Annotated in this window: 16 protein-coding genes; 8 read left to right on the top strand and 8 right to left on the bottom strand. The window is 55.6% G+C overall.

Translation table 11 applies throughout. The annotated features are described in order from the left end of the window. Nucleotides 1–50 precede the first annotated feature (50 nt). From ABC336_RS29790 to ABC336_RS29780, 3 genes are all read left to right on the top strand, one after another. Nucleotides 51–1088 (top strand): LacI family DNA-binding transcriptional regulator, encoded by a 1038-nt coding sequence (locus tag ABC336_RS29790; RefSeq protein ID WP_413242120.1) that lies wholly within the window; start codon nt 51–53, stop codon nt 1086–1088. Nucleotides 1089–1246: 158 nt separating this feature from the next. Beyond that, nucleotides 1247–1987 carry a 6-phosphogluconolactonase gene (locus ABC336_RS29785; protein WP_413242119.1) on the top strand — a complete coding sequence of 247 codons (741 nt, stop codon included), beginning with the start codon at nt 1247–1249 and terminating at the stop codon, nt 1985–1987. A gap of 17 nt (nt 1988–2004) precedes the next feature. Then, nucleotides 2005–3159: an N-acetylglucosamine-6-phosphate deacetylase gene (locus ABC336_RS29780; protein ID WP_413242118.1), complete on the top strand. Its 1155-nt coding sequence runs from the start codon at nt 2005–2007 to the stop codon at nt 3157–3159. A 67-nt stretch (nt 3160–3226) separates the two neighbouring features. Here ABC336_RS29780 and ABC336_RS29775 read toward each other — a convergent pair whose 3' ends face one another. Both ABC336_RS29775 and ABC336_RS29770 read right to left on the bottom strand, forming a co-directional pair. After that, nucleotides 3227–3640 (bottom strand): MmcQ/YjbR family DNA-binding protein, encoded by a 414-nt coding sequence (locus ABC336_RS29775; RefSeq protein ID WP_413242117.1) that lies wholly within the window; start codon nt 3638–3640, stop codon nt 3227–3229. 97 nt (nt 3641–3737) lie between these two features. Then, on the bottom strand, nt 3738–4034 hold the full coding sequence (locus tag ABC336_RS29770; RefSeq protein WP_413242116.1) for a hypothetical protein: 297 nt from the start codon (nt 4032–4034) through the stop codon (nt 3738–3740). 166 nt (nt 4035–4200) lie between these two features. Here ABC336_RS29770 and ABC336_RS29765 point away from each other — a divergent pair, with 166 nt between their 5' ends. Beyond that, nucleotides 4201–5163: a hypothetical protein gene (locus ABC336_RS29765; protein ID WP_413242115.1), complete on the top strand. Its 963-nt coding sequence runs from the start codon at nt 4201–4203 to the stop codon at nt 5161–5163. 1 nt (nt 5164) lies between these two features. Here ABC336_RS29765 and ABC336_RS29760 read toward each other — a convergent pair whose 3' ends face one another. From ABC336_RS29760 to ABC336_RS29750, 3 genes are all read right to left on the bottom strand, one after another. After that, nucleotides 5165–5947 carry an SDR family NAD(P)-dependent oxidoreductase gene (locus ABC336_RS29760; protein ID WP_413242114.1) on the bottom strand — a complete coding sequence of 261 codons (783 nt, stop codon included), beginning with the start codon at nt 5945–5947 and terminating at the stop codon, nt 5165–5167. Between the two features lie 20 nt (nt 5948–5967). Beyond that, entirely contained in the window at nt 5968–7434 is a 1467-nt protein-coding gene (locus ABC336_RS29755) for an alpha-amylase (RefSeq protein WP_413242113.1), read from the bottom strand. Nucleotides 7435–7666: 232 nt separating this feature from the next. Next, on the bottom strand, nt 7667–8659 hold the full coding sequence (locus ABC336_RS29750; protein WP_413242112.1) for an ABC transporter substrate-binding protein: 993 nt from the start codon (nt 8657–8659) through the stop codon (nt 7667–7669). 274 nt (nt 8660–8933) lie between these two features. Here ABC336_RS29750 and ABC336_RS29745 point away from each other — a divergent pair, with 274 nt between their 5' ends. Both ABC336_RS29745 and ABC336_RS29740 read left to right on the top strand, forming a co-directional pair. After that, a complete protein-coding gene (locus ABC336_RS29745) occupies nt 8934–9542 on the top strand; it encodes a DedA family protein (protein WP_413242111.1) in 609 nt (202 codons plus the stop codon). A gap of 15 nt (nt 9543–9557) precedes the next feature. Next, complete coding sequence (locus ABC336_RS29740) at nt 9558–9689, top strand: hypothetical protein (RefSeq protein WP_413242110.1); 132 nt, start codon at nt 9558–9560, stop codon at nt 9687–9689. Between the two features lie 6 nt (nt 9690–9695). On the opposite strand, the gene ABC336_RS29735 is transcribed toward ABC336_RS29740, so the two are convergent. Further along, nucleotides 9696–10454, bottom strand: coding sequence for a DUF3891 family protein (locus tag ABC336_RS29735; protein ID WP_413242109.1), 759 nt, complete (start codon nt 10452–10454; stop codon nt 9696–9698). A gap of 63 nt (nt 10455–10517) precedes the next feature. Further along, nucleotides 10518–10985: a MarR family transcriptional regulator gene (locus ABC336_RS29730; RefSeq protein WP_413242108.1), complete on the bottom strand. Its 468-nt coding sequence runs from the start codon at nt 10983–10985 to the stop codon at nt 10518–10520. A gap of 157 nt (nt 10986–11142) precedes the next feature. On the opposite strand from ABC336_RS29730, the gene ABC336_RS29725 reads away from it, so the two are divergent. Together ABC336_RS29725 and ABC336_RS29720 are read left to right on the top strand one after the other, a co-directional pair. After that, entirely contained in the window at nt 11143–12627 is a 1485-nt protein-coding gene (locus tag ABC336_RS29725) for an MDR family MFS transporter (protein ID WP_413242641.1), read from the top strand. Between the two features lie 25 nt (nt 12628–12652). After that, a complete protein-coding gene (locus tag ABC336_RS29720; protein ID WP_413242107.1) occupies nt 12653–13414 on the top strand; it encodes a MerR family transcriptional regulator in 762 nt (253 codons plus the stop codon). A gap of 55 nt (nt 13415–13469) precedes the next feature. On the opposite strand, the gene ABC336_RS29715 is transcribed toward ABC336_RS29720, so the two are convergent. Then, complete coding sequence (locus tag ABC336_RS29715) at nt 13470–15428, bottom strand: stalk domain-containing protein (protein WP_413242106.1); 1959 nt, start codon at nt 15426–15428, stop codon at nt 13470–13472. Nucleotides 15429–15490: the final 62 nt, after the last annotated feature.

The raw sequence follows: 15490 nt of genomic DNA, 5'->3' as shown, positions 1-15490 counted from the left end.
ATGGTAGGATAGGGATATGCAGTAATCGATTACTATCGAGGTGATCACACGTGAAGAAACCGGTAACGATCCACGATATTGCCAGGCTGGCTGATGCCTCTTCGGCCACGGTCTCCCGCGTCCTTAGCAACAGTGGCTATCCTGTTAGCACAGCTATGCGGGAGAAGATCATCCGCATCGCCAAAGAGGTCAATTATATCCCGAACCTGCTGGGCAAGCAGCTCAAGACCAATACAAGCATGACGATCGGCGTGATCATTCCATCAATCAGCAATCCCTTCTACTCGGCCATCATCCTCGGTGTAGAAGAAATCGCGAGAGAACACAATTATCATGTGATCGTATGCAACTCCCTGCACAATCCCGAGTTCGAGCTTGGTTACCTGCAGACGATGGCCGAAAAGCAAGTAAAAGGAATTATCCTGTCCTCTATCTCGCGGGATACGACCCTGCTCCAAGGTTTGCTGCAGAACGGCATGCAGGCGATCGCGATCGATCAGCGGATTGAGGAAGAGAATCTCTCGCAAATTGAGTTTGACTATGCCAAGGGCGGTTATATAGCAGCCAGTCATCTGATCGAACAAGGACATACCAGGATCGGATACGTGACGTCGGAGCTGGACCGGCACAGCCGCACTCAGGTTCACGAAGGCTATCTCAAAGCGATGGCAGAGGCCGGACTGCAGCCAATCGTAGAGATAACCGGTGCTGGAACCGTCTTCAGCACCAGCTACGAATTCGACTGCGGCAAGCAGCTGGCAGCCAGGCTGATGGACAAGCACCACGATCTGACGGCCATCTTTGCCTGCAACGATGTCATTGCTTTTGGCGTTATCCATGAGCTGTCGGCGCGCGGCATTCGAGTACCGGAGGAGATGTCGGTGATGGGCTTTGACGGCATCGAATTCGGACAGATGATCCATCCACCGCTAACTACGATCAAGCAGCCTGACTATGAGATGGGCGTCCTGGCCTGCAAGCTGCTGCTCGACAAGCTGCAAGACAAAGAGCGCTCGCATTTGTCGATGAAGCTGCAGCCCCGTCTGGTGGAGCGAGCTTCCGTTACGACGCCAAACGCAGGAAGCTGACGGCTTCCTGCAATTCGCATCGTTTACACGATGCTCTACAGTAAAAGAAATCGATTTCTGTATTCTTTTTCAGTATTTTATTAGTTGTAGAGCCTGTCACTATACCGTCAGGCTTTCCATACATTGCGTTTTACCATACCAAGGAGGACTGATGAATCATGCAAATCCATATCCACGACAACGCCGACCAATTAGGCGCGCGAGCCGCCGACACCGCAGAGCGAACACTGCAGGAGATCATCGCTGAACAGGGCTATGCCCGAATTGCACTCTCGACTGGCGCTTCACAATTTCCGTTCTTCTCCTCCTTCGTCAAACGGGACCTGCCCTGGGACAAGATCGAGATGTTCCATCTCGACGAATACATCGGTCTGCCCGCTTCCCATCCGGCAAGCTTCCGCAAGTATTTGAAGGAGCGCTTCCTGGATCAAGTGCCGCAGCTGCAAAAGTACTGGCTGGTTGACGGCGAACAGGATCCACAGGCGATGATCTCATGGCTGAACGACGAGATCAGCACAAAACCGGTCGACCTGGCCATGATCGGTATTGGCGAGAATGGTCATATCGCCTTCAACGACCCGCCGGCCAACTTCGATCATCCGGATCCGTACGCCATCGTCGACCTGGATGAAGCCTGCAAGCAGCAGCAGGTCAATGAGGGCTGGTTCGCCACGCTCGATGATGTGCCAAGCCAGGCGATCAGCATGACCGTCCAGCAGATCCTCCGCAGCCGCCGCATTATCTCCTGTGTGCCTCATGCCGCCAAGGCGGCTGCGGTGCGGTCTACACTGGCGCAGACGATCGATCCGAAGTTCCCGTCGACGATCCTGAAGACGCATGCGGACTGGCAGCTGCATCTGGACAAAGCCTCCTCCGCCGGCATCTTTGCCTGGACTTAATACAGGAGGTGCAGAGTATGTATTATCAAGGTAGACGGACCGATAACGGCTCGGCTGTCGAGGTCGAGATTGAAGGGAGACGAATCGCGGCGATCCGGCATCTGGGTCAGACACTGGATCCGCTGCCGTGGCTGTCGCCTGGCTGGATCGATCTGCAGGTCAACGGCTTCGCCGGTTATGACTTCAACAGCGAGCAGGTCAGCCATGCGGATATCGAAGGCGTAACTCGGGCGCTCCACAGCAAGGGCGTAGCCGCATATCTCCCCACCGTGATCACCGGCTCGGACGATCGGATGCTCCATGCTCTTGCGGCTCTTGTAGCGTATTGCGAGGCAGGGGGCTACGGCGCCTCTTCCATCCTGGGGATTCATCTGGAAGGACCGTATCTCTCCAGCGAGGACGGCTGCCGCGGCGCTCATGATCGCGCGCACACCCGCGATCCGGATTGGGATGAGTTCCTGCGCTATCAGGAGACGGCGGGCGGCAGGATCGTCATGGTCACCGTGGCTCCTGAACGGCCGGGCTCGATTCCGTTTATCGAGAAGCTGGCTGCTGCCGGTATCGTCGTGGCCATCGGTCACACGATGGCGAGCGCGGATGAACTCGATGCCGCTGTCCGCGCAGGAGCGACGTTGTCGACGCACCTGGGCAACGGATCTCAGCCGGTGCTGCCCCGCCATCCCAACTATATCTGGGATCAGCTTGCTGACGACAGGCTGTGGGCGACATTCATCCCGGATGGCCATCACTTGGCCCCGCATGTGCTGAAAGCGATGCAACGTGTCAAGCGGGAGAAGACGATTCTCGTCAGCGACTGCGTCATGTTCGGGGGGATGCAGCCGGGCCGTTACCGCTCGCTGATCGGCTCCCATGTCGAGCTGGCTGCGAACGGCCGTCTCTCGATGGTCGAGCAGCCGGCGATCCTGGCGGGTTCGGCCTACTCCCTCGACAGAGGCATCGGCGGCGCTCTCGCCTTCACCGATATGACGTTAGCTGAAGTGATCGCTGCCGTCACTGTCCGCCCGGCGGCGGTCCTCGGCCAGCCCGCACTCGGGCGACTGGAGGAAGGCGCGCCCGCTTGTTTTACCCTTTTCGACTGGGACGAAGAAAAGCATACGATTCGTGTGATCGACACCGTGACAGATGGGATCAGCCGCTTGTGCGGCGGTTAACCCTCACCATACAGACAAAACATCCGCTATCCCGTCAAGGAAAGCGGATGTTCTTGCATGCTATCGGTTAGTGCGGCTTGGCGTACTGCTCCAATACCCGATCCTTCAGCGTCTTGGGGGCCCGCGTCACATAGGCGTCGAGGATAACGCCTTCGATCTCCCGCCAGCGAACCGGCTTGTCCAAGCGGATCCCGATCCAGCCGAGATGGCCCACATAGGCAGGTACGAAGTATTGCCCGGGATTCGCATCGACGAGCACCTGCTGGATGCCTGCCGGAGCAGCACACCAGAGCGCAATCTTGCCGTCGCCATGATGATTGATATGATACTGGGCAAAGGAAAGCTTGTCCTTGATAAAAAAGGTAGGCGCGCCGTGGCTTGTCCGCTCGCTTGCTTCCGGCAAAGACAAGCACAGCCGGTTGATCTGCTCATACAGATCTCTGGCGCTGTGCGGGTAGTCTGCCGTAGAATCGCTATTCATTACTATCCCTCCCATATCTAGGTCTGTATCTATTTTATCATTTCCGTGTCCGGCTGAATACGCTTCGATTCCTGATGATTTTCTCAGAATCGACAAGTCAGCTATCAGTGCCTTCCTGCCGTGCTTTCAACAAAGCCAACAGCGCAAGCGAATCTCCGATAACCGTCACCACCGCTGCCCAAAGGACAATATCCTCGGAACTAATGCCGTTTTGAACAGCTTTTTCGGACGCAGCGCTCGGGGCAATGATTGGGGACGCAGGCGTCTGATCGGCTGCAGGATCGTCAGTTACCGCTGGAACGGTTACCGCACGCTTTTTGGATTTGTAGCTTTTTTGCGATCTGCCTGCCAAGGTTTTTCTTCTTTCCGGCTTCGCATCTGGGTACCAGACCATCTGATCCGCCCCCTCCCATTGTTCTCTCCCGGTATTAGCCTATGCGGGCATCAGCCTGCATGCGTGGGCGTACACCCACATCGGTGAATCCTACTGCCTTGCCAATACGTAATATATGAACAAAACAAGAAGTGTCGATAGATGCTTCTGCTGAGAGGAGCAACTCATGAACGACCAATTGACGATGCTGAACGATCGCTTGCAGACAGCCGCAGAGCGCAGGCGCCATAAGCAAAAATGGGAACGCCAAATTCAGGAATATACGAAACAGCTGCATCAGCAGGAACTCATCGAAAGCCGACTGGAACGCAAGCTGAAGGAAGAAAAAGAAGATCTGACCAAGTTGAACAGCCTTTCACTGGCCAATTTATTCTACACCGTGGTCGGCACCAAGCAGGAACGCATCGACAAGGAACAGCAGGATATCGTCCGGGCCAAGCTGCAGTATGATCAAGCCGTAGCCGAGACGGCTCAACTGAGGGAGGAGCTGGCGGAGCTGAGAAATCTGCTGTCGGACGTCTATACTGCCGAACATGAATACGACGAACTATTCGCCAGGAAGAAAGCGCTGATCCGGGAGCATTATCACGAATACAGAGATGCGCTTGACGCTATCACAGATGAAGAGAATGAGTTGAAGGTGGAATTAAAGGAATTGAATGAGGCTTTGGGGGCAGGTGAGCAATTGCGGGGCGCTTTGGACCAGGCTATGGAGAGCCTCTCCAAAGCCAAACAGTGGGGTACCTGGGACATGATCGGCGGCGGCACCATCTCGACGATGATTAAGCGCGGCCATATGGACGATGCCAGGGAGCGGATCCATCAGGCGCAGCATCTCGTCGCCCGCTTCCAGCAGGAGATGACTGACGTTCGATCGTTTGAGGGCATCGAGCTTGATCTGGGCAGCGGCTTCCTCACCTTTGCCGACTATTTCTTCGACGGCCTGATCGTCGATTGGATGGTCCAGGGCAGGATCAAGGAATCGTCTGATCGCGTCAGCCATGCTATCCATGCGCTGCGGCCGGTGCTGCGCAATCTGCAGCAGGAGACCGCCCGCGTCAGCGGGCGTCTTGCAGCCGTGCAGCAGCAGCGGATCCGGACAGTCGAACAGGCTGCCCCGCTGCGGTAACTTACATCACGGCAGACTTGCCGCCGTCGATATTGACCGAGGTGCCGCTGACATAGGAAGCAGCTTCCGACACCAGAAATGCAATTACGCGTGCAGCCTCGTCCGGTTCGCCGATCCGGCCGAGCGGGATCCCGTGCCGGGCGTCCTTAGCATACTCCTCCCAAGTCTGCTCCGGCGAACTCTCCTGCCACATTCGTTCAACCTGCTCACTGCGGATCGAACCGATACAAACTGTGTTGACGCGGATGCCGTAGGCTGCCAGATCCTTGCTCATGGCTTTGGTCAAAGCCATGCCGGCGGCCCGGCTGACCGAGCTGGGCAGCGAGCCGCCGGACGGCGTCTTGCCGCCGATTGCCGTAACATTGACGATCGCACCGCCGCCTGCCTGCTTCATATGGGGCAGGATTCCTCGCGTGAAGCGGATCGCACCGAACACTTTGAGGTCCAGATCATCCGCCCAGCTCTCGTCTGACACCTGGTCAAACGGACGAGCTGCCGATGTCCCCGCATTATTGATCAGGATGTCGATGCCGCCGAGTCTGGCAACCGCTTCTGCGACCGCGTTGGTCACCGACTCCGCATCGGCTACATCGCCTGTTACGCCATAGATATCCCGCCCCGTCTGCTCCTTGATCTGACGAACCGCCTCCTGCAGCGGCTCAGGGCGCCGCGCCACGATGACTACATCCGCTCCTTCAGCAGCCAGCTGCAGTGCCGTAGCGAGGCCGATCCCTTTGCTTCCTCCGGTTACGACTGCACGTTTGCCTGCCAGTCCTAGATACATCCGCCATCCCTCCAGCAATTTTAATCTACATCAAACTCCGGCAGCGCCCATACCGAGAGCGAGCAGCCGTTCACCGGAAAGTCTGCCCATCCATCCTCGCCGATCTCGACACGGTCATCTCTCGTATTGGTCAGATCAAGCCAGATCTCGCCAGCCCGCTGCTCACCCACAAACATATGCTTAAAGCCTTCCTTGTCATTGGAGATGACAACGGCACAGCCGGAGCGTTCGAACTCCGGTACCCCGCGGCGCACCCACCCCACTGTACTAGGATGGTCCAGGTAGTCTTCCTGCTCTCCATAAGCTTTATGATAACGGGCATATAAGAGAGGGTCAATCGCTTCCTTCTTGTCAGGGATTGGATCCTCGCCTCCGATCCCGAAATAATCGCCATAGAATACACAAGGATAGCCGCCTTCCCGGAGCAGGATAATCGCATATGCGCTCTGTTTGAAGCCGTCGCCTACCCACGATTCAAGCGCTTCTCCCGGCTGTGTGTCATGATTGTCGACGAAGGTCACGGCGTTCATCGGATGCGTGTCGACGAGATTATGGTGGAAGAGTGCCGTCAGATCATAGTCCGCTCCGGCCACTGAAGCCTCGTGTAGCTTGTAATGGAGAGAGACATCGAAGAGCGAGATGCGGTAATCCAGCTTCTCCAGGAATGCCCTGCACTGGTCCGGATCCTCGTTCCAGAATTCGCCGACGATGAAGAACGTTTCGCCGCGGGAGCCGCCCACCTCATCCGCGAATTGGCGGATAAACTCATAATCGATATGCTTGATCGCATCCAGCCGGAAACCGCCGCATTGCAGCGTATCCGCGATCCAGTGCCCCCAGCGGATCATCTCTTCCCTGACCTGCTCGTGATGATAATCGATATTGGCAAACATCAGATAATCATAGTTGCCGAATCTGTCATCTACATTATCATTCCACTGCTTATCGCCATGCACGATTCGGAAGATGCCAGAGCGATCAGAGCTTGCATCGAAGTCGGTGCCGTTGAAGTGCTCATAGCTCCATTTGAATGGCGAATACGTATCGCCTCGTCCCGGAAACGTAAACCGGGTCCAGCCCTCGATCGTGAATGGCTCGGAGACCTCCTCATGACGGTTCTCATCATTGACTTCGATGACCTCGAACGTCTCGGTCTCATCAGCTCCCGCTTTATGGTTCATCACCAGGTCGGCGTACACGGCAATCCCGTGCTCCCGGCATACGCTGACTGCCTCCAGCAGTTGTTCCTTGGTGCCGTACTTGGTACGGACAGTGCCCTTTTGATCGAACTCGCCAAGGTCGTACAAGTCGTAAATGCCATATCCCGTGTCGTGCTCGGACTGGCCCTTGGTAGCAGGCGGGATCCATACTGCAGTAATCCCTCTGGCCTGAAGTTCGGGAGCTTGCGCCTTCAAGCGGTTCCAGTGCTCCCCATCCGGTTGCACGAACCACTCAAAAAATTGCATCATCGTCTGATTTCTATCCATTTCTCTCGCCCTCTCCCCTCAAATCATCTAAAAATAGATACAGACGAATCGCGCTAATTAGCTATTAACCCGACCTTTTTAGACTGAAACTGCCTGACTTCCGCATGGAGGAGCAGTTTTCCGGCTTTATCAGCCTCAGGTTGTTCGAGTTTCTTTTCGAGAAGAGTATACAACAAAAAAACCTGTTAAGAAAGCTGACGTCAGCTATTTAACAGGCTTCATGCAGGCCGGATTAAGGGGCAAGTCGCTCTACGGTATCCGACAACGTTTGTTGTGAGGCGATTGGTCCGCTGTATAGCCAGCTTGTCTCGCGTGTAAACTCGTACACGTTCCCCGCCTGAACTGCAGGCAGGTTGTCCCAGATCGGCGTATCCAGCCCTTCCGGATCGGCTCCGTCGCTGTTGATCAGGAAGATATGGTCCGCGTCCATACCGGCCAGCGCCTCCAGCGAGATCGGATTCCAGCTTGCCCGATTCTCCACAGGGATGTCCGTCACCAGATTCGGCGGCCTCAGACCCAGATCGCCATACAATACAGCCCCGCTAGCCACTGTCTCATCCACCAAGTAGAACGTTTGACTTACCAGCCACAGGATAGCCGCCGATTCGCCAGGCGCGGCCGCATCGATCGCAGCCTTCGCTTCCGCCACTTGCATGTCATACGCCTCCAATACAGCGGCAGCCTGCTCCTCGCGCTGCAGCAGCTCGCCGATCTTGGTCAGCGCCTGCCGCCAGTCCTTCACCGTCTCGCTGCCCAGCAGATAAGTCGGGGCAATCTTGGCCAGCTCGGTCTGTTTGCCTTCGGCAGCCTGGGTATCATCCCCGAGAATGATGAAGTCGGGCGCCATCTCGTTCACAACTTCCAGCGGCAGATCATAGGGGATCGGCGGGATCCCGTCCAGCTCATCGGACAAGTAAGCAAGCGTGCCGTTAGCCACTGACCACTGGGCAACCGGCTTGACATCGAGCGCGATCAGATAGTCTTCCAGATAGGAAGCCAGTACTCGCTGCGGACCGGCTGGGATCGTCACTTCCACACCTGCAGCATCCGTCAGCACCAGTTCCTGGGCCGTTTCGCCACCAGAGTTGCCGTTTCCGTCGTTGTTGCCGTTAACGTGGCTATTGCCGTTATCGCCACCGCACGCTGCCAACAGCGAGCTCATAAGTGTCACTGCAAGAAGCGCTCGCAGCTTAGTTCCCTTAGTTGGTTTTTGCCGATTAAACATAAGATTTCCCCCTTGATGTATGGATCGAACGCAATCTACCCTAGATCTGATTTCACTCTATTAAAGATAATGATAATCACTATCAATGTCAACTGCAATTTTTTATCCCCCCGTCTCTTCTCGTATTGGACTTCAGTCCATGGACGTGCTTTGATCGACTTGCTAGAATGGGATCACACCCGTTTTGCAGACTAAGAGCGGACAAGCCTACATCGTGACTATTGGCGGCATATCCGCACATTCTGGTATTAACCGAACGAAAGAAGGCGCACAAGTGGAAAACTGGATTACGGAGTTTATGGAGCAGTATGGATATTGGGGGATTCTGCTGATGATCGCGGTAGAAAATCTTTTCCCGCCGATCCCCTCGGAGATTATCCTGACCTTCGGAGGCTTTATGACGACTTATACCGGTATGAGCGCGCCCGGCGTCATCCTGTTCGCTACGGCGGGATCCGTGGGCGGGGCAGTCATCCTATATGGCATCGGGCTGCTCATCGACGTGGAGCGGCTGGAGAAGATCGTCGACCGGTACGGCCATATCCTGAGGATCAAGCGATCAGATATCCATCGTGCGGATGCCTGGTTCGACAAATACGGCTACTGGACGGTGCTGTTCTGCAGGATGGTGCCGCTGGTGCGGTCTCTGATCTCTATCCCTGCAGGCATGTCCAATATGCGTTTCTGGCTGTTTCTGCTCTTCACGACGATTGGTACGCTGGCGTGGAACACGATCCTCGTCATGATCGGCGCAGCGCTGGGAGATTCATGGGATAGCGTGCTTCATTACATGGATATCTATTCCAATGTCGTCTATGCCGGACTGGCGATCGGCGCTGTCGTGCTTTCCGTACTATACTATCGCAAGTTTCGCAAATCCTAAGGGGCGTCAAAGAGTATGGATATCTCGGACCTGCTCATATGGCTCCAGTCGGAGCAATTCCTTACGAAACACGTGCCCAACACTTTCAAAGTGGTCATGAAGCGCGCATCGGTGCTGGCCGCGGTTGCCGCATTCATCATCTTCTAGTCAGGGTCACGGCGAAGCGGTAAAGCACACGGTCTGCTCAATATACGGCGCCTGCTTGTATGCTTCGCCGATCCCTAGCCGCCGCCGCGCATCCATCGATATCCGTTTACTGCGGATGGTCGTCCGGAAGCTTCTGGCAAACGGGCTGGGCGTGACGACAACCTCCTCCTTGCCGGCCCATCTGGCGGCATAAGTGACGCCGCCAAGCGAGCCGATCGCTTCGCGGTACCATGGATGCTCATCCTCCTTGCTGACGCCGGGTTCGTTGAAACAGATATAAAGCGATAAACCGTCGCACAGCTGCAGCAGATCGTAATGGTGGGCCAGCAGACTTCTGTCGGGATAACCCAGCCAGCGCGACAGCCGCTCCTGCCGTTCCATCTCCGTGTTATAAAATGCCTGCGTTCCAGGCCCTTCCCCTTTGCGGATCGGCTCAAAGGAGCTGTAATACATACTGCACAATAATCCGGCATAGCCGTTCATCGCCTCGACCTCATCTATGCCTGACTTGTACATCAGCAGCTTGGGCAGCATCGGATAGTCCTGGAAGGAAAACGGCAGCTCCTCCCGGTCATTCCAGACCGGCGTCTCATCCAGCATCCTCCATCCCCTGTCATGTTGACGGATGGCCAGGAGCACCTCATCTCTCCTCGCCGAATCTCCATATAACGGATGACGCAGCTGGCTGGCCAACTCGCCCGCCAGCAAGGCATGGTTGTGCTGCTCTGTCATGACGATCTTATCAGCATAGGTTCTAACAATCATCGGACGCCCTCCCTGATTTGGTGGTGAATGCGCATTCAGCATCAAACAAGTGGAATAACCTTTCTACGTGGTACGATTCTCCCCGCTGGCTTTGATCAGAATCGATTTGAGCTTGGCCATATGCAGCGACAGGTCCGTAAGATCTTCATCCTCCAGGCTCGTGAGCATCTCCTTGAAGCGCTGGGACATCTGTTCATGACAGGAGCGGCACAGGGTCTCTCCGGCAGGAGCCAGCTCGATGATGACGATACGCCGGTCGGTCTCGCTGCTTTTCCTGACGATCATTTCATGCTTCTCCAGCTTGTCGAGCAGCGGGGACATATTGGAGCGGGTGATCTGCAGACGCGAGGAGAGATCGGACACCGTGGCGCAGCCGAGCTCATATACGAGCATCAGCACCCGGTAGGCCGCCGGCGGCAGACGCTTGGGCGAGGTTTCCGGCAAGGCCAGCTTGTCAAATACATGTCTCTGCAGAAGCGGGATAATTACGACAAAGTGCTCCGACAGCTCCTGCAGCGTCTCGTCTCTCATCCTGTCCCCACCCTCCGTTCTAAGTACGTAAATTTTAACACAAGGTCAAGAAAAAGGCTATTGATTCATAATAGTTATTAATTTATAATTATCTCTCGTAGACAATATATGGTTTTGATAGGAGGAACCCGCTGTGAATACCGCCCCTGCGGCCGCCATGCCGCAGACCCAGGATCTGGGCAATGTCAAGCGACTGCCCATTCTGATCTCGCTCATTATTGGCGCTTTTTTCTCGATTCTTAATGAAACGCTGCTCAATATCGCTTTTGTCCCTCTGACGATCGAGCTTGGAGTCAGCTACCCGACAATACAGTGGCTCTCGACAGGTTATCTGCTGGTGGTCGGCATCCTGATCCCGGTAACCGCCTTGCTGGTGCAGTGGTTTACGACCCGTCAGATGTTCCTGGGTGCGATGAGCCTGTTCACAGTGGGGACGCTGGTCTGTGCGCTTGCGCCAGGCTTCGAGATTCTGTTGGTGGGTCGCATCATCCAGGCGCTCGGAACCGGTCTGATGCTGCCGGTGATGATGAACACCATCCTTGTCTTGTACCCGCCCGAGAAGCGCGGAGCCGCCATGGGCAGTATGGGTCTGGTCATCATGTTCGCGCCGGCGATCGGGCCGACGCTCTCCGGATTGATCCTGGAGACCTTTGACTGGCGCTGGCTGTTCTACCTTGTGCTGCCGTTTGCGGTATTCTCCGTCATCTTTGCCGCGGTCTTCCTGAAGAATGTCTCGACGGTCACGCGTCCCAAGGTCGATATTCTCTCCATCGTACTCTCGACCATCGGTTTTGGCGGTATCGTCTTCGGCTTCAGCAGCGCCGGCAAAAGCGGCGAGTTTACGAGTCCCGACGTCTATTTGTCCCTGATCGCAGGTGCGATCGCTTTGACGCTGTTCGTCTGGCGGCAGCTGCGGTCCGAGACGCCGATGCTGGACTTCCGGGCCTTCAAGTTTCCGATGTTCGCGATCTCGACTGTCCTGCTGATCATCGCCATGATGAGCATGTTTGCGACGATGATGCTGTTGCCGATCTATCTGCAAGGCGCACTGCTGTTATCGACGCTCTCAGCCGGCCTGCTGCTGCTCCCAGGCAGCGCCTTGAACGGCTTCCTGTCTCCGATTACGGGCAAGCTGTTCGACAAATTCGGTCCTCGTGTGCTGGTCATTCCCGGGGCTGTGCTGCTCTTTACGATAACATGGCTCTTTACCCGGATCTCCCTGGACACGACACAGTCAACGCTGGTGCTCTATCACATTCTGTTGATGGTCGCGATCTCGATGATCATGATGCCGACGCAGACCAACGGTCTCAATCAACTGCCAAGACGTTATTATCCTCATGGCACGGCGATTCTGAACACGCTGCAGCAAGTCGCGGGCGCGATCGGCGTAGCGTTGTTCATCAGCATCATGAATACTGGAGCGGAGAGTTATGTGGCACAGCTCACCGAGATGCCAGAAGGCAACGTAGATGCGCTGGCGATGAATGCTGGCGTCCAGCAAGCCTTCACGGTCGGTCTCATGTTCGCTGGCGCCGCGCTCTTGCTTTCGCTGTTCATCAAGCGTACCAAGACCAGTGGAAGAATAAGACGGTTACTGAACTGCGAAGGTTTCTTCATCAACCTGCCGCTGTCGTGGTAAGATGTATGGGGGAAGGGGGAGGAAGATGAGGCCGATCGATATTGCCCGCAAGCTGAAAGTCAGCACTCACGCGCTTCGTCACTATGAGGAGTGGGGCATCGTGCCCAAGCCGGCGCGTGGTGCGAATGGCTATCGGCAGTACACAGCAGAGCATCTGGCTTACTTTGAATGCATCCGGGCGATGAATCCCGGCTTCGGGATGGAGCTCATAAAAGAAGTCATGATGGATCTGCAGGAGCGCGATGTGCATCGGGCTTTGTGGCGGATCAGCAAGGTACAGGCCGATCTGTACCAGGACAAGCTCATCGCAGAGCAGACTGTCCGTCTGCTCGAGCGCCAGGAGCTGGATGAGACAAGTGATGCTCCAAGAAGAACCCGCCTCACAATCGGTCAAGCCTCCCGTCAGACCGGCATCCCCGCCACCGCCATCCGACATTGGGAGAAGGAAGGATTGCTCGAGCTGCCTCGCGATCAGGACAACGGCTACCGGATCATCGACCGCGCCAGTCTGCGCAAGATCCTGCTGATCCGAACGCTGAGGACGGCGATCTACTCTCTCGAGCTGATCCGCAATGTCTTGCAGGAGCTGGATAATAACCGGATCGAACAAGCGCGCGAGGTGGCCCGCACTTCGCTGCACCAGCTCAACTTCAAGATTCAGCAACAGCTAAGGGGGCTTCACTACGTCTACCGCCTTTGCGACCTGCTCGGATTGATCGAGCACAACGACTTTATGCCGACTTACGGGTACGACACGCCTGGGGATCACGCCAATGAGCCTGAATAGTAAACGCCAGCCGGGAATTCACCGGCTGGCGTTTGTACATCTTGCGGATTTTGTATTATTGACGTTCTGCAGGGATCGGCATGAACAGCATATTAATCGGCAGGTTGCTGCCCGATGCCAGTGTGAACAGAATCTCTACCCTCTCCTCTGTGTTGCCGGTGCGGTGCAGCACGCCAACCTGATTCGAATCCTTGAGGATGCTGTACTTGGTGACCTCCACCATCTCGCCATTGACCAGGAAACCGCCGGTATAATGGCCGCCCCGAGCGTTGAGCGCGATCATCGTATTCGGCGCTACCCGCGGCATTACGAGCTTGTAAATGACGCCAAAGTTGCCGATATTGAGCATCAGATCGCCAGACATGGCATCGATGCCGTAGAGATAGCTGTCGATCTTGCCATCGCCAATGACCAGGCGGCTGTCATCCGTGCCGACCAGCTTGTTGAGCTCAATGACGCGGTCAGCTGCATCAAATGTGCCGCGGGTATGCTTGTTGTCTACCGGCAGATTGCGTAGACTGGACAACACTTTGATCGGATCATCTTTTTCTTCGACGACTACGACACGATAGCGTACATTTGCCGTATGCGCTACATCAAAGTAGGAAGAAAATACCTGTTTGGGCTTGATGGCAATCTCACTCATCTCCGGCAGGACGATCTTGGTCTCGCCCGGCGCCAGCGACATGGAACCGTAGTTGTTCGGGTCCGCATATGAATTCAGATAACGAAGCGTAGACATCTTGCCGGCATTTGTGGAATATTGATGCGGTCCGCCTTTACCGTAAGCGGTGATGTCGATATCGACGCGGCTCGCGTTGTTATTCGTCGCCAGCACATAGATCTTGAAGTTGCGGTCTACGCCGTTATCGTTGTAGATCAGGAAGCGGGTATCCCCACGCAGCTGATCATCATAGACGATGCCCGGCTCCGTCAGCGTCTCCGGCGAATTGCTCCTTACCATCTGGGCAGGCTGATCGATCGCCGTGAAGTCGATGGAACGGTAGCTCAGGATCGCGGAGCCGGTCGTGTCGTACAGGTCACCAGGCTGCGTATAGATCCGGCCAAATTCTTCACGCGTATAAAGAACTTCTTCCGTTACGGTAATATACTTGGTCACCGTATCGGTGAGACCTTCGCCGTCCTTCACTTCGAGCGTGACCGGATGATCACCAGGTTCGAAGTACGCATGCTTCTGATTGGTCCATTTGACATCGGCGATGTCGTTATTATCATCGGTACTCAGGTCGGTATAATTGATCTTCTCGCCGATCCGGTATACTGTCTTGTCTGTCGTAAAGTCCGCTACCGGCGGCTGATTGGGAAGCTCGACCTGGATCGTCACCGAGTACGGCTCCGTCCAGACTCCCTCCTCATCCATCAGCGTACGGGTGATGGTATATTGGCCAGGCGCCGTGAATACTTCCTGGCGTCCTTCCCACAACTCGTCGACCCATGCCAGTCCGTGCGGGTGTACCGCTTTGTCGATGTAAGTGACTACGGTCTCTCCGGCATAGATCCGGCCCGGCTGTACTTCGAACTCAGCTGTTGCTTCATTCTCCCACTTGAGCACCATATCGCCGCCGACCAGCGACAGCGTGGCCCCCGAGAGCTCTGCCCAGGTGCGGATCGGCACCATCAGCGAGCCATTGAGGATATGGACCGGACCGCTGGAGGTCACATCTTCGCCATTGACCTTGATCACCGCGCTTCCGGGTACAAAGCGATATTCGAGCTCGCCATTGCTGGCGATCGATTCCTTCGTCTCGGGGATGTAGCTCGTCTGGAAGCCAAACACGGATGCAAATCCGGTTAACGGTACAAACGATGCGCCATCCTTGAAGATGACGGGCTGCGCCGCCCGGACTTCTTCGCCGTTAAAAATCATGATGTTGCTGTTTTTTGTCAGCTCAAGCTTGTTGCCCCCTGACCCCTCGGCGGTTGCCGGGGCGGGTGCTGCAGATAATGGGACAGCGAGCATGGACATAACCAATAACGATTTAAGTGATTTCATACTTCGACTCCTTCTGCTAATAAATAGATGATTTCTGATGACGGCCATTAATCTTAGACGTA

It is taken from the genome of Paenibacillus jepli (genome assembly GCF_047238105.1).
Lineage (GTDB): Bacteria > Bacillota > Bacilli > Paenibacillales > Paenibacillaceae > Paenibacillus_D.
Note: the sequence above shows the minus strand (reverse complement) of the source record. Positions and strands in the feature narration are given on the sequence as shown.

Bases quoted from the DNA above. Each gene is read 5' to 3' on its own strand.
- ABC336_RS29785 (WP_413242119.1), top strand. From the start codon at position 1,247: ATGCAAATCCATATCCACGACAACGCCGACCAATTAGGCGCGCGAGCC.
- ABC336_RS29780 (WP_413242118.1), top strand. From the start codon at position 2,005: ATGTATTATCAAGGTAGACGGACCGATAACGGCTCGGCTGTCGAGGTC.
- ABC336_RS29775 (WP_413242117.1), bottom strand. From the start codon at position 3,640: ATGAATAGCGATTCTACGGCAGACTACCCGCACAGCGCCAGAGATCTG.
- ABC336_RS29770 (WP_413242116.1), bottom strand. From the start codon at position 4,034: ATGGTCTGGTACCCAGATGCGAAGCCGGAAAGAAGAAAAACCTTGGCA.
- ABC336_RS29765 (WP_413242115.1), top strand. From the start codon at position 4,201: ATGAACGACCAATTGACGATGCTGAACGATCGCTTGCAGACAGCCGCA.
- ABC336_RS29760 (WP_413242114.1), bottom strand. From the start codon at position 5,947: ATGTATCTAGGACTGGCAGGCAAACGTGCAGTCGTAACCGGAGGAAGC.
- ABC336_RS29755 (WP_413242113.1), bottom strand. From the start codon at position 7,434: ATGGATAGAAATCAGACGATGATGCAATTTTTTGAGTGGTTCGTGCAA.
- ABC336_RS29750 (WP_413242112.1), bottom strand. From the start codon at position 8,659: ATGTTTAATCGGCAAAAACCAACTAAGGGAACTAAGCTGCGAGCGCTT.
- ABC336_RS29740 (WP_413242110.1), top strand. From the start codon at position 9,558: ATGGATATCTCGGACCTGCTCATATGGCTCCAGTCGGAGCAATTCCTT.
- ABC336_RS29735 (WP_413242109.1), bottom strand. From the start codon at position 10,454: ATGATTGTTAGAACCTATGCTGATAAGATCGTCATGACAGAGCAGCAC.
- ABC336_RS29730 (WP_413242108.1), bottom strand. From the start codon at position 10,985: ATGAGAGACGAGACGCTGCAGGAGCTGTCGGAGCACTTTGTCGTAATT.
- ABC336_RS29725 (WP_413242641.1), top strand. From the start codon at position 11,143: ATGCCGCAGACCCAGGATCTGGGCAATGTCAAGCGACTGCCCATTCTG.
- ABC336_RS29720 (WP_413242107.1), top strand. From the start codon at position 12,653: ATGAGGCCGATCGATATTGCCCGCAAGCTGAAAGTCAGCACTCACGCG.
- ABC336_RS29715 (WP_413242106.1), bottom strand. From the start codon at position 15,428: ATGAAATCACTTAAATCGTTATTGGTTATGTCCATGCTCGCTGTCCCA.